The following is a 14,206-nucleotide window of genomic DNA, read 5'->3' on the forward strand; positions in this document are numbered from 1 at the left end:
TTCCTTGTCTCGTCCTTACATCCGCCGGCTCGTCATCGGCGGCGTGACCCTGGCGACGGTCGCCGCGACCGTCACCGCGGCGAACGCCACCCACCCCGGGACGCCCGGCCAGGTCGCCTACCGGGTCGGCGGCGCGCTGTACCGCGCGAACCCCGACGGCAGCGGCGCCACGCTCATGTCGTCGAGCTCGGCCATCCCCGGCACCACGGGGAGCTGGTCCGACGACGGCAGCCGCTACGCGTACTCGTCGCTCGGCGGCCTCGTCACCGTCCGCGCCGGTGGCGGCCAGACCGTCCAGATCACCGGCAACGCCGCCGACGTCGATCCGGAGTGGTGGCCCGGCGGCTACGGGTTGCTCTTCAGCCGCAACGGCCAGCTCTTCCAGGCCGGCGCCAACGGCACCTGGGAGGAGCCGTTCGGCGCGGACCCGGCCGGCGCCTACCAGGACACCGACCCGGCCATCTCGATCAACTCCCAGATCATCTTCGAGCGGACGGCGCCCGGCCAGCCGGTGTCGATCTACGAGTTCGGCCAGGGCCACCCGGCCCCCGACACCAAGCTCGTCGAGGGTTCCAGCCCGGACTTCGCGCCCGACGGCGCACGGTTCGCCTACATCGCCGGCGGCAACCTGTGGACCGCCGCGGCCGACGGCAGCGCCAAGAAGCAGCTGACCACCGACGGCACGGCCAGCGACCCGTCGTACTCGCCCGACGGCACCGAGATCGCCTTCTCCGCCGCGGGCGCGCTGAAGAAGATCAAGGTCGACGGCAGTGGGCCGACCACGATCAAGGCCGCTGGGACCGCACCGGCCTGGCAGACCGTCAACGCCAACGGGGTCGAGCGGGTCTGGGGTGCCGATGGCGTCGGCACCGCGATCGCCACGTCCCAGTGGAACTACATGGACAACGACAGCGGACCCGAGGACGCGGGCCGGTTCCCGGCCGAAGCCGTGGTGCTGTCCCGCAGCGACACCTACCTCGACGCCCTCGTCGGCTCGGCGCTCGCCATCAAGAAGGGCGCGCCGCTGCTGATCACCAAGCCGGGCGGCACCGTCGAGCCGCGCGTCCTCGCCGAGATCAAGCGGGTTCTGGGTTCGTCCGGTGACGTCTACCTGCTGGGCGGCACCCTTGCCCTGCCGGCCGGCATCGAGACCCAGCTCAAGGGCCTCGGATACACCGTCAAGCGGATCTGGGGCAACACGCACTACGACACCGCGGTCGAGATCAACAAGCAGATCACGCCGAACCCGTCGGTCGCGATCGTCACCACCGGCGCGAACTACTACGACGCCCTCGCCGCCGGCGCGGCCGCGGGCGCGACGGCGGGCAACCTCGCCATCGTGCTCACCAACGGTGCGAGCATGCCGGCCTCCTCGGCGGCGTACCTCAACGGCCTCAACCCGGCCAAGGTCGAGGTCGTCACCGCGGGCGGGCCGGGCGACGCGGCGCTCGCCAACGCGCTGTCGCGCGGCCAGCTGGGCAACTGGGCCGGCTTCACCATCGACGACGCCCACCGGCTGGTCGGCCAGGACGAGATCAGCACCGCGCTGCAACTGGCGAAGTACTTCTTCCCGAACCCGAGCAACGTGGCGATCTCCACCAACCGCGGCTGGCAGGACGCCCTCACCGGCGGCGCGATGATCGGCGCGGCGTACGGCCCGCTGCTGCTCACCGGTCCGGACCACCTCGACGGATCGGTCGCGGAATACCTGTCGGACAACTCGGCGTGCATCTGGCTCGGCGTCATGCTCGGCGGCTACCTGGCCCTGCCGGACGCGCTCATCGACCCGTTCGGCGAGTCGTTCAGCGCCACGTTCGACTACTACTCCGGCGCGCCGTCCCTGGCGGCGAAAGCCAGGCCGCGGTCGCTGGTCCCGCACACGGTGCCGGGTCTGCGGACCAAGCGCTGACAGCACCATCTGAGCGGGCCCCGGCGGATCTTCGCCGGGGCCCGCTCCGCGTTCTGCCCACCCTGTACCGGTTTGGTCATCGGCCGTTCGGCCGGAGCCGATTTCCGGAGCGGGATGCGACAAAGATTCGCCCCTAGACTGCCGCGAAGATCTCCATCTGCGCCGCCGGGATTCCGAGCCGCGGCCGGTTTCCCATGTGAGGACTGCCATGCAGCGTCCGAGGCACCTCCGGCGGTACACCGTCGGTGCCGTCACCGTCGCGATCGTCGCCACCACGGCAGTCGGCGCCGAGGCCACCCACACGGGCCTGCCCGGCAAGATCTCGTACAACGTCAACGGCGCCATCACGGTCGCCGAGCCCAACGGCTCGAAGGCGACGGTCATCGCGCAGGGCCCGGGCGGGAAATGGTCGCCGGACGGCTCCCGTCTGGTCTTCACCACGGGGGCGGGCATCCGGGCCGTCCGGCAGGACGGCAGCAGGAAGACCGTCATCACCACGAACGCCGCCGACAAGGACCCGGTCTGGAACCCGACCGGCGAGGGCGTCTACTTCAGCCGCGACGGCCAGCTGTTCGTCGCCTCCGCCGACGGCTCGGGCTACGAGGCGCCCATCGGCGAGAACCCGGACCCGGCGATGCTGCAGGACACGATGCCGTCGGTGTCGATGACCCGCGAGGGCGACGGCAACGACCACGACATCCTGTTCTTCGTGCGGCGGCAGAACGGCGGTACGCCGTCGATCTACCGCTTCACGCCGGTGGACGTCGCCCCCACGCTGCTGATCTCCAACGCGACGCTGCCCGACGTCGACCCCGACTTCTCCAAGATCGCCTATGTGGTGCCGGCCACCACCCCGGCGGGCGACGACGCCGAGCTGTGGACCGCCGGCCTGGACGGCTCCGGCAAGCAGAAGCTCGTCACGTTCGCGGCGTCGACGGCGGCCGGCGGCACGTCGATCGCCTGGTCGCCCGACGGCAAGACCATCCTGATCACGAGCGGCGCGAAGGTGCGGTCCGTCGACGTCACGACCAAGGCCGTCGCGGACGTCGTCACCGGCTCCGGCGTCGTCGCCTGGCAGTCGATCCAGAGCAACATCGTCCCGCGCGTCTGGGGCAACGACGGCACCGAGACCGCGATCGCCACCTCCAAGCGCAACTGGAGCGACGGCTCCGCCCAGGCGGTCGTGCTGTCGCGCCGGGACACCTACCTCGACGCCCTGGTCGGGTCCGCGCTGGCGATCAACAAGGGCGGCCCGCTGCTGATCACCAGACCGATCGACAGCATCGACGGGCGGGTGCTCCAGGAGATGAACCGGGTGCTGGGCGGGCGCAGGACCGTCTACCTGCTCGGCGGCACCCTCGCGCTGCCGCAGGGTATCGAGGACACGCTCAGGAGCCTCGGCTACAACGTGAAGCGGATCTGGGGCCAGAACCACTACGAGACCGCCGTCGCGATCAACAAGGAGATCACCCAGACGCCGACGAGGGCCATCGTCACCACCGGCGCAAACTACTACGACGCCCTCGCCGCCGGCGCGGCCGCGGGCGCCAACCCGGGCACCGTCATCGTCCTCACCGACGGCGGCACCATGCCTGCCGCCTCGGCGACCTATCTGAACAGCATCGGGCCGGACATCGACGTCGTCACCGCCGGCGGCCCTGGCGACGCGGCGCTGCGGAAGGCGGCCGCGACCGGACAGCTACCGGCATGGGGCAACTTCTCCTACACGTCGCTGGTCGGCACCAACGAGAAGGACACCGCGATCGCGCTGGCCCGGCACTTCTTCATGGCGCCGCGCAACGTGGCGATCTCCACCAACCGCGACTGGCAGGACGCCCTCACCGGCGGCGCGATGATCGGCGCGACCTACGGGCCCCTGCTGCTCACCGAGCCCGGCGCCCTCTACGGCCCGGTGGCCGACTACCTGTCCGACGGCTCCGGCAACATCCAGTACGGCGTCGTGCTCGGCGGGAAGCTGGCGCTGCCGGATGCGATCATCCCGCCGATCGGCAACGCGATCGGCGTCCCCGGCACCTACATCGTCTCCAGCAGTGCGGCACCGTCGTCGAACCTCGTGCCGGAGGGCGAGCCGCTCACGCGACGCTGATCCGCTGCTCCACCCCGGTCGGCAGCGGCGGGGTCCGGATCGTCACGGTGCGGGTGCCCGCGTCGAACGACCAGGCCCCGTCGTCCAGTTCGGCCCCGTTGAGCAGCACCCGAGCCGGTTTCGCGGCCACCGCGCGCAGGCGGACGGTCCACGCGCGCTTGTCCACCGCGCCCGGGAACGCGCCGTCGCGGGCTTCGATGATCACCGCTCCGTCGTAGCGGATGGTCGTCCAGGCGAGCTCGCCGGCCCGGTCACCGTGGCCCTCGCCGGCGTCCTCGTACAGGCGGAACTCCCCGTTCGCGCCGGTCGCGACGTCGAGGGTGACCTTGTCCATGGGTGAGGCGCTCGCGTTGGGCACGTCGTCGGTGCGCGTCGGCAGGATCCCGCCCGCACGCTGGAAGACGGGCATCGTGCCGAGGTCGGTGGTGACGGTCTCGACCTTCGGGCCGGTGTACGAGCGGCCGGTGAACCAGTCCGTCCACGTCCCCGGCGGGAACCACACGTCGGTCCGCACGCCGTCCGTCCCGGCCCCGGTCACCGGGGCGACCAGCAGGTCGTCGCCGAACAGGTACTGCGACGTGAAGTCGTACGCCTCCTGGAACGCCGGATAGTTGAGGAACATGCCACGCGCCATCGGCAGGCCGGTGTCCCGTGCCTGGCGGGCCAGGGTGTACGTGTAGGGGATCAGCGCCTCCCGCAGCCGCAGGAACTTCGCCGCCGAGTCCCGCGCCTGCTGCGGGTAGTCCCACGGCAGCCGGAAGCCGTGGTTGGAGTGCAGCCGCAGCAGCGGCTGGAACGCGCCGAACTGCACCCACCGCGCGTAGAGGTCCGGCGGGAGCCGGTTGCCGTCCCGCGGGTAGTTGTGGCCGCCGATGTCGTGCGACTCATACGGCATGCCGATCGCGCCGCGCAGCACGGTGTAGCGCGACGCGAACGCCAGCAGCTCCCACGTCGAGGTCGTGTCCATGCTGGTGTCGACGGTGTACCGGTGGTCGGCCCACGGCCCGGCCGGGTAGACGGCGCTCTCGGCGTAGGCGGTGAAGCCGCTGCCGCTGCGGTTCCACGAGAAGCCGCGCCGCCCCTGCCCGTCGATGTACGCGGCGTACTGCGCGTTGAGCCAGCTGTCCGGGGAGATGCCGGGCGTGGTCGCGACGCTGGAGTCGCAGCAGCTGTCCGGCCACCACACGATCGGGGCGAGCGCGTCGAACGGGCGGTGCAGGTCGAAGTATGCGCGCAGCTCCACCGGGTCGCTGAAGTCGAACACCCGGCACGGGTTGCCCGCCTCGCACGCGCCGACCGGCAGCTCGTGGCCGACGGTCTCGACCACCTCGGCGTAGTGCGGGTCGTCGGCGCGGATGCTCGGGTGGATGTTCAGCGCGACCCGCAGCCCCTCGCCGGTCGCCCAGTCCAGGAAGCCCTTCGGGTCGGGGAACAGCGCCGGGTTCCAGTCCCAGCCGTTCCAGAACCCTGGTGACTTGAAGTCGGTGTCGACGACCAGCACGTCCAGCGGGACGTCGTTCTCGCGGAACGCGGGCAGGATGTCGTCGCGGTAGTCGGCGTCCTTGTACGGGTAGTAGCGCGAGAACCACGTGCCGAACGCCCAGCGCGGCAACGTCACCGCCGGGCCCGTCAGGTCGCGCAGATCCTGCAACGCCCGGCGGTAGTCCTGCCCGTACCCGAACAGGTAACCGTCCTGGTAGGTGTCCTGCACGGTGCGCGGCTGCCCGGTCGCCAGTGCCGTGGCGGAGTCGTTGAGCAGGAACCAGCCGTCGCGACTCAGCAGGCCGTCGTACAGCGGCCGCGGCCCGTCGGCGTAGTCGAGGCTGCGCCGCCAGCCGCCCAGGTTCGCCGCGCTGTGCGCCGCGTCGGCCATCGCCGGATACGCCGCTCCGGTCGCCGTCACCGCCACGCTGTCGACGTTGAACGCACACCGTTTTGCGGCGGCGTCCGCGCAGCCGACCGACACGCCGCTGGACCCGGCGGGCAGCTCCATGACCGCCGCCGTCTCCGCCCAGTCGTCCCAGCCGCCGGTCGGTGGCAGGTCGAGGCGCACCTTCGTGTCGCCGGCGGTGATCAGCGCCGTCTGCGTCCCGTCGCCGCCGTTGGCGTAGCGGAACCCGACGCGGTGCATGCCGGCGGCCGGCACGTGCGCTGCCGACCAGGCGACCGTGCCCTGCATGCCGTCGACGAACCCCGGCCCGGTGAAGCCTCGCTGGTCGTCGGCGAGCCCGGCACCGCCGGACAGGCGCGTCAGCTCCGCCTCGCAGGCGACGCCGTAGTCGCAGTCGCCCGCGAGCCGCCACACCGGGTGCGCGGGGGCGCTGTCGCGGGGCTCGACGGTCACGTTGCCGTCGGAGAACGGGCCGGAGTTCAGCTTGTACCGCAGCGTCAGCCGGTCGGTCCTGATGACGCGCTCGCCGTGCTCGATGTCGCTCGTGTACGCCGGCACCGGAAGGTCACGGTTGACGGCGTTGAAGGTCGGCCGGTCCTCGAACCGGCCGTCCGGCGCGTACTCCATCCGGATCAGCGTCGGCGACAGCACCTGGAACCTGGCCCGGCCGTCGTGCACCGCCGCGGGCGGGGACGGGTCGTCGTCGTCGGCCGCGACGATCGCGCCACCGAACAGCAGCGCCGCGGTGACACCGAGCGCGATTAAGGGGCCGGGTCGACGATCTCCGAGGACTGACGCTGGGTTGGAAGTGGGCTCAGCACCGGCCACGCCTCGCGCTCCTCGGTCATCGCGATCCGAGGCAGGTGCGCCTCCTTGAGCAGGAAGTGCGGGCGGCGCTTCACCTCGTAGTAGATGCGGCCGACATACTCGCCGATCACGCCGACGACGATCATCTGCAGCCCGCCCAGGCCGACGATCGCGGTGAGCAGCGTGACGTAGCCGGGGGAGTCGATGCCGCTGGCGACGCTCACGCCGATGATCCACAGCATGTAGGCCACGGCGATCGACGTCATGAACAGGCCGAGGTAGATCGCCAGCCGCAGCGGCCGGTTGTTGAACGACAGCAGGCCGTCCATCGCGTAGTTGACCAGCTTCGGGAACGTCCACGAGGTGGCGCCGCCCTGGCGGGACACGTTCTGATACTCGATGTAGGCGACGTCGAAGCCGACCCAGGCGAACATCGCCTTGGAGAAGCGGTTGTATTCGGGCATCGCGAGGATCGCGTCGACGACCGGGCGGGAGATGAGCCGGAAGTCCCCGGCGCCGTCGACCAGCCGGACCTCGATCCAGCGGTTGACCAGCCGGTAGAACGCCTTGCTCAGGAACGTCCTGGTCCTCGGGTCGCCGGCCCGGTTGCGCCGGGCGACGACCTGGTCGATGCCGGTGCGCCACATGGCCACCAGCTGCGAGATCAGCTCCGGCGGGTGCTGCAGGTCGGCGTCCATGATGATGATCGCCTCGCCGGTGGTGTGCCGCAGCCCGGCATACATCGCGGCTTCCTTGCCGAAGTTCCGGCTGAACGCGACATACCGGACGCGGTCGTCGTTGGCGGCGAGCTTGCGCAGGATGGCAAGCGTGTCATCGGAGCTGCCGTCGTCGACGTAGATCAGCTCGCAGGTCTCACCGGCCGCCGCGACCTCGGCGGTGATCCGGTCGTGCAGTCGGACAAGTGTCTCGGCTTCGTTGAAGCACGGAACAACCACGGACAACACGTGAGGGCCTCTCGTCTGGCAATGCGGACACACAGTAACGCGGGGGCGGAGACATCCGCGACCCCCGCTCGGCCGGTCTCGCCACCCTCCTTTCGACCCCGGTCGAACGGCGGGCGATGGGACGCCCCGGTTCTGACTAGACTCCGGGACGCCCCGACGAAGGAGTGCCCGCACCGTGCAGGACCTGCTCGTGGACCGGCCCGCCGTCGAGTCCGCTCCCGCCCCCGGCCCCCGCCGACGCTCAGACCTTGTCGGCCTCGGCGTCGTGGCGGTCATCGTCGCGTTCGCCGCGCAGCTGCCGGTGCTCAAGACGCACCTTTTCTACTATTACGACGACACCTCGTCGGTGATCATCCCGGGCTGGCGCCTGATCGGCGAGCAGCTGCTGCAGGGTCGGCTGCCGATGCTGGACGTCGACACCTGGCTCGGCGGCAACTTCGCCGGGGAAGCGCAGTTCGGCCTGTTCAACCCGCTGACCATGGCGAATGCCGTGCTGGTGGCGCTGCTGCCCGACCTGGCGGTCTCCGCCATCCTGATCAAGACCGAGTTCCTGGTCCTGCTCGCCGCCGGCGTCTACCTGCTCGCCCGCGAGTATGGCGCCAACCGCTCGGCCGCCGCCGTCGTCGCGGTCGCGATGCCGTTCAGCGGTTACACGCTGTTCTGGGACGCGCAGGCCTGGGTCACCAACCTCATCGCCTTCACCCTCACCGTCCACACGTGGTGGACGCTGCGCCGGTATGCGCGCGGCCGCCTGCACCCGGTCGTGCCGCTGATCGTCGCCGGCCTCACGACGACGTCGGGCAGTCCCTACAGCGTGCTCGGCGTCGTGGTCGTCGTCGCCGCGGTGATCGTCGAGCGCCTGGTCAACCGGCAGGTGCGGGCCGCGGTCGGGGTGGCCGTGATCGGTCTCGCCGCCGGGCTGATGGCCGCGATCGTCTTCCTGCCGCTGCTCGGTATGCAGCCGGTCGGCACCCGCCAGGCCGGCGGCGTCTTCAACACCGGCCAGCTCGTGCCTGGCCTCGGCCAGCTGCTCAACCTGAGCGCCCCGACGTATGTGCCGCGCCTCTACACCTTCGGGCCCGCCACCACCCCGATCGCCTACCTGGCGTGGTTCATCGTGCCGCTGCTGCCGTGGTTCGCCTGGCCGGCGCTGCGGGAGTTCCGCGCCCGGGCCGGCATCGCCGCCGTCGGCGTCGCCTACCTGGCGCTGACCCTGGCCCCGTCCAACCTGTGGATGTTCCGCTGGCCGGCCCGGCTGATCGAATACCTGTTCCTGGCCGTCATCCTGGTCGTCGCGCTGCTGCTCAGCGCCGGTCTGCGCACCGACAACGCCGTCCGGCGCGGCCTCGGCTCGGCCGGGCTGATCCTCCTGTCCACCTACCTGGTCTGGGCCGACCGCCCCGACCAGACCCGGCGGGCCGCGGAGGCGGCGCTGGTGGTCGGCGTGCTGGTCCTGGCGGTCGTGCTGGCCGCCCGGCACCGGGCCCGCCTGGTCACGCCCGCCCTGATCGCGGGGACCCTGATGCTGCTGGTCCTGCAGCTCAACTGGTTCCCGCGCAACCGCGACATCACGCCCTGGCAGTTCCCGCACGACGTCGCCCAGCTGCGCGCCGACTTCGCCGACCGGTCCGACGGCAACACGCTGATCATCGCGAACTCCTTCGACAAGATCCGGGCCGTCGACAAACAGCCGGACCGGGCCTGGCGCGAGGTCCTGTTCGGCAACGTGAGCCACGTCGCCGGCATGTCCGCACTCAACGCGTACACCGGCATGGGCAACCGGCAGTTCGGCGCCGCGCTGTGCATGGAATACGAGGGCAGCGTCTGCGACGACGCCTACCGGCGGGTGTTCGCGCTCGACCCCGCGACCGGCGTGCCCCTGGCGGACCTGCTGCGGCTGCAGACCGTCACGCTGCTCAACAGCCAGGTCCCCGGCACCCTGCAGAAGACCCCTGAGCTGCAACGGGATCAGCCATACCTGTTCGACCTCGCGGCGGCGCCGCCCGGCTGGGAGACCGGCGACCGCGGCGCGTATGCCACCGTGATCCGCCGGACCGCTGCCCTGCCGCACCCGACGGGCCGGGTCTCGTGGACCTCGCCGGGCCTGACGGTCACCGCCGACCAGGCCGCTCATGCGTCTGAGGAGATCCGGTACACCGGCGGCGGGCGGCTCATCGTGGCCGCGCTGGCCTGGCCGGGCTGGCACGCCTCCGTCGACGGGCGCTACCTGCCGGTCGACCGGGGCCCGGCCGGGCTGATCCAGGTCGACGTGCCGCAGGCGGGCGAAGGGACGTTGAAGCTCTGGTTCGTCCCCGCCGGCCTGCGCACCGGCGTCGAGCTGCTCGCGGTCGGCGTGCTCATCGGCGCCGGCTACTGCACCTACCACACGGTTCGCGTCCGGCGACTTCGCCGGCGTGGCGCCGTTCCGGCCCGATGAAGTGCCCGATCGGTCAGCCCGTACCCTGGGCGGCATGAGCGGGCCGGAGCGCAGCGGCATGAGCGTGGAGGTGGGGTCCGTCGATGTCCGGCGGGGGCGGATCGGCGCCGTCGTCGAGCACAGCGCCTTCCGCTATCTCGTGATCGGCGTCCTGAGCGCCGCCGCCGACTTCGGCCTGCTCTACGGGCTGCACGGCGGCCTGGGCGTTCCGGTGGGGATCGCCGCGTTCATCGCGGTCACCCTCGCGTTCTTCTGCAACTTCGCCCTCAACCGGATCTGGTCCTTCCGGAGCCAGGCCCCGGTCGTCGGCCAGTTCGGCAAGTATTTCTTCCTCGGCTGCGTCAACTGGGTGCTGACCGCGATCCTCGTGACCGCGTTCACGGCGATGGGCCTGAACTATCTCATCGCGAAGGCCATCGCCCTCGTTTTGACTACAGGCAGTAACTACATGTTGTACCGGTTATGGGTCTTCAAAGATCGACGACCGGCGACGCCGGCTGAGGTCGGCTGAACGGGTTGTAAAGTACGCACGGTCGTCCGACGAGTGCCCCGGGAGCGCGGTCGGCGGCACTGTAACCGGCAAGTGAACTTGTGTCCGGCGGGTTGCCGTTCACCGACATGTCCTTTAGTGTCGCCGTTCGTGCTGGCCGCCAGGCCGTCGCGCGCTTCACGGGGTGTAATCGAGCTGGCAGGGAGTGCCATTGTGTCTGGCGAGAAGCCGACCACTGTAGTCATCGGGGCCGGTCCGGCCGGTCTCACCGCCGCTTACGCCCTGGCGAAGCAGAATCTGCCGGTGCAGGTCTTCGAGGCCGACAAGGTCGTCGGGGGCATCAGCCAGACCGTCGAGCGCGACGGCTGGCGCTTCGACATCGGCGGCCACCGGTTCTTCACCAAGGTGCCCGAGGTCGAGGCACTGTGGCACGAGATCCTCCCCGACGAGGACTTCCTGCTGCGCCCCCGCATGAGCCGCATCTACTACCGCGGCAAGCTCTTCGACTACCCGTTGAAGGCGATGAACGCCCTGCGCAACCTCGGCGTCTGGGAGGCCGTGCGCTGTGTCGCGTCCTACACCGCGGCCCGCATCCGCCCGCCGAAGGACCAGTCGCACTTCGAGGGCTGGGTCTCCGCCCGCTTCGGGTGGCGCCTCTACTCGATCTTCTTCAAGACCTACACCGAGAAGGTGTGGGGCATGCCCGCCACGGCCCTGCAGGCCGACTGGGCCGCCCAGCGCATCAAGAACCTCTCGCTGTCCAGCGCCGTGATGAACGCGCTCATGCCGAAGCGCAACCAGAAGGACATCGCGAGCCTCATCGAGGAGTTCCAGTACCCGAAGTTCGGCCCCGGCATGATGTGGGAGCGGTGCACCGAGCACGTCGAGAAGCTCGGCGGCACGGTCACGATGCAGACCTGGGTCAAGACGATCCACCGCGACCCGGAGACCAAGAAGGTCACCGCCGTCGACGTCGCCGACGCCATGGGCGAGCGGCGCGTGCCGCTGGACCACCTGATCTCCTCGATGCCGCTGTCCGAGCTGGTCCTCGCGATGGAGCCGGCCGCCGACCACGACGCCATCCTCGCCGCCAAGGACCTGCACTACCGCGACTTCCTCACCGTCGCGCTGGTCGTGCCGCAGGAGTTCTCCTTCCCGGACAACTGGATCTACATCCACGACCCGCACGTGAAGGTCGGCCGGATCCAGAACTTCGGCTCCTGGTCGCCGTACATGGTCAAGGACGGCCGCACCTGCCTCGGCATGGAGTACTTCGTCTTCGAGAACGACGAGATGTGGGTCAAGTCCGACGAGGACCTGGTCGCGTTCGCCACCTCGGAGCTGGAGCGGCTCGGCCTGGTCAAGGAAGGCGCCGTCGAGACCGGCTACGTCGTGCGCATGCCCAAGGCCTACCCGACCTACGACGAGACGTACCAGCGCAACGTCGACGTGCTGCGGGCCTGGCTCGACGCGAATGTCACCAACGCGCACCCCGTCGGCCGTAACGGCATGCACCGTTACAACAACGCCGACCACTCGATGATGACGGCGCTGCTCACCGCCGAGAACATCGCCTCCGGCACCACCCACGACGTGTGGGAGGTCAACGTGGAGGAGGAGTATCACGAGGAGAAGTCGACCAGCGACAAGCCCGCCGCGGCCGCCGGCACCGGTCGCAGCGCTCCCGTGATCCCCCGCCAGACGCCTCGCGTCGACGCACCCAGCACGGCCGATGTCGACCGATGAAGCCACGCTGCCGGCGGTGACGGAACCCGTCACCGCCGGCCCCTCGGGCCTGTCCCGCTTCTGGGGTCTGATCCGCGCGAACAAGCTCTTCACCGGTCTGCTGGCCGCCGGGGTCCTCCTCCGGGTGGCCATGATGGTCACCTACTACCCGGCCTTCGGCTACTTCATCGACACGCGTGCCTACATCCTGTCGGCGAAGAGCTGGGACACCGACCCCATCTGGCCGTTCGGCTACCCGTTCTACCTGTGGCTGCACGAGCCCTTCCAGCGCACCTCGGTCGTCGCCCTCAGCCAGCATCTGCTCGGCCTGGGCATGGGCATCGTGGTCTACGCGCTGCTGCGCCGCCGCGGCCTGGCCCGCGGCTGGTCCGCCCTGGCGACCGTGCCGATCCTGCTCGACGCCCGCGAGCTCGTCGTCGAGCACCACATCCTGTCGGACACGGTCTTCTCGACGCTCCTGCTGCTCGCCGTCGTGCTCCTGCTGTGGCCCAGGGAGCGCCTGCCGCTGTGGGTCGCCGCGCTGTCCGGCGGCTTCTTCGCCGCCGCGAGCCTCACCCGCACCATCGGCCAGGTCCTGCTCGCCATCGCCATCGTGTATCTCATCGTGCGGCGCGTCGGCTGGAAGCAGCTCGCGGCCTTCTGCGTGGCGATGGCCATCCCGCTCGCCGGCTACATGGTCTGGTTCCACCACGAGCACGGCGTCTACGCCATCAACACGTACACCGGCCGCTACATGTGGTCCCGCACCACCACCTTCGTCGACTGCGACAAGGTCGACTTCACGGCGGAGGAGCGCGAGCTCTGCCCGCTGGAGCCGCTCGGCCAGCGCCTCGGCCCGGACTCCTACCTCTGGTACGACGACCCGACGGACCTCGTCAGGCGGTACAAGGACGACAACATCTACAAGTCCTTCGCCACCAAAGCCATCCTGGCCCAGCCGGGCGGCTACATCGAGGTCGTCTTCGCCGACACCCTGCACATGTTCCAGCCCGGCTGGCACGGCCCCTGGCGCACCGAATGCGTCCACGACCGCTGGAACATGCCGTCTGCCGGCTCGGGCGACACCTGCTCGGCGACGCTGATGGTCAAGCCCTTCCTGCCGGGCGCCGAGGCCGTCGCCGGCGAACCCGCCAACTGGCAGAACAAGACCATGCACGCCTACGGCACGGTCTTCACCACCCCCGGCTTCCTGTTCGTCTTCATGCTGCTGTTCATCCTCGCCGCAGCCCTCCGCCGCCCCCGCAAGCAGCGCGGCTACGAGAACCTCGACGCCGTCTTCCTGGCCACGATCTCCGTCGCCCTGGTGATGATGTCCCTCGCCCTCTCCGCGATCGACATCCGCTACATCATGCCGCTGCTGACCCTGGCCCCGATCGCGCTCGCCCTCTCGATCCACCGCTTCCGCAAACCCGTCGAAGCCTAGACAGCACCTTCGTACACACGTTCCATCCACAGCCTGTGGATAGCACGTGTGTACGAAGAGGAAGTTCCTGCTCAGGGCCTGTGGATAAACGGGAAGACCCCCGGACCCAAGTGGGCCGGGGGTCTTCCTGGGGTTCGGGTCGGGGGCTTAGAGGGCCCGACGGCCGCGTCCTGCGAAGCCGGCGACCAGCGCGACACCGATGGCGGCCACGATCACCTGGACCAGGAGCTCGCCCCAGTCGACGCCGGGGGTGTCGGTCGCGATGCCGACGGCATTGGCGATGAAGGTGCCGATCAGGGCGGCAACCACGCCGATGACCATCGTCAGCCAGATCGGAATGTTCTGGCGGCCGGGGACCACCAGCCTGCCGAGCGCGCCCACGATCAGACCGACGATCAGCGCAGTGATGATTCCGGTGACGGTCACTGTTC

Annotated in this window: 9 protein-coding genes; 6 read left to right on the forward strand and 3 right to left on the reverse strand. The window is 70.1% G+C overall.

Annotated elements, in window-relative coordinates; genetic code table 11:
* Positions 1-4: 4 nt before the first annotated feature.
* Together ABZS58_RS15575 and ABZS58_RS15580 are read left to right on the forward strand one after the other, a co-directional pair.
* On the forward strand, positions 5-1,909 hold the full coding sequence (locus tag ABZS58_RS15575; protein WP_354781774.1) for a cell wall-binding repeat-containing protein: 1,905 nt from the start codon (positions 5-7) through the stop codon (positions 1,907-1,909).
* A gap of 208 nt (positions 1,910-2,117) precedes the next feature.
* A complete protein-coding gene (locus ABZS58_RS15580; protein ID WP_354781776.1) occupies positions 2,118-4,016 on the forward strand; it encodes a cell wall-binding repeat-containing protein in 1,899 nt (632 codons plus the stop codon).
* On the opposite strand, the gene ABZS58_RS15585 is transcribed toward ABZS58_RS15580, so the two are convergent.
* Together ABZS58_RS15585 and ABZS58_RS15590 are read right to left on the reverse strand one after the other, a co-directional pair.
* Positions 4,003-6,735: a TIM-barrel domain-containing protein gene (locus ABZS58_RS15585; RefSeq protein WP_354781778.1), complete on the reverse strand. Its 2,733-nt coding sequence runs from the start codon at positions 6,733-6,735 to the stop codon at positions 4,003-4,005. The two genes, ABZS58_RS15580 and ABZS58_RS15585, sit on opposite strands and share 14 nt — an antisense overlap.
* Positions 6,669-7,679, reverse strand: a complete 1,011-nt coding sequence (locus tag ABZS58_RS15590; RefSeq protein WP_354781780.1) for a glycosyltransferase family 2 protein — start codon at positions 7,677-7,679, stop codon at positions 6,669-6,671. Before ABZS58_RS15590 ends, ABZS58_RS15585 begins: the two co-directional genes overlap by 67 nt.
* 175 nt (positions 7,680-7,854) lie before the next feature.
* On the opposite strand from ABZS58_RS15590, the gene ABZS58_RS15595 reads away from it, so the two are divergent.
* The 4 genes from ABZS58_RS15595 (at position 7,855) to ABZS58_RS15610 (ending at position 13,775) form a co-directional block, all read left to right on the forward strand.
* Entirely contained in the window at positions 7,855-10,116 is a 2,262-nt protein-coding gene (locus ABZS58_RS15595) for a hypothetical protein (RefSeq protein WP_354781782.1), read from the forward strand.
* 34 nt (positions 10,117-10,150) lie between these two features.
* The gene (locus ABZS58_RS15600; RefSeq protein ID WP_354781784.1) at positions 10,151-10,627 is read left to right on the forward strand and encodes a GtrA family protein; all 477 of its coding nucleotides are present in this window, start codon (positions 10,151-10,153) and stop codon (positions 10,625-10,627) included.
* Between the two features lie 192 nt (positions 10,628-10,819).
* A complete protein-coding gene (locus ABZS58_RS15605; protein WP_354781786.1) occupies positions 10,820-12,352 on the forward strand; it encodes an NAD(P)/FAD-dependent oxidoreductase in 1,533 nt (510 codons plus the stop codon).
* 16 nt (positions 12,353-12,368) lie between these two features.
* Entirely contained in the window at positions 12,369-13,775 is a 1,407-nt protein-coding gene (locus ABZS58_RS15610; RefSeq protein WP_354781788.1) for a hypothetical protein, read from the forward strand.
* 147 nt (positions 13,776-13,922) lie between these two features.
* Here the strand turns inward: ABZS58_RS15610 and ABZS58_RS15615 are convergent, their stop codons facing one another.
* Complete coding sequence (locus tag ABZS58_RS15615) at positions 13,923-14,201, reverse strand: GlsB/YeaQ/YmgE family stress response membrane protein (RefSeq protein WP_354781790.1); 279 nt, start codon at positions 14,199-14,201, stop codon at positions 13,923-13,925.
* Between the last annotated feature and the right edge of the window lie 5 nt (positions 14,202-14,206).

The sequence above is a fragment of the Dactylosporangium sp. NPDC005555 genome (assembly GCF_040605635.1).
Classification (GTDB): domain Bacteria; phylum Actinomycetota; class Actinomycetes; order Mycobacteriales; family Micromonosporaceae; genus Dactylosporangium.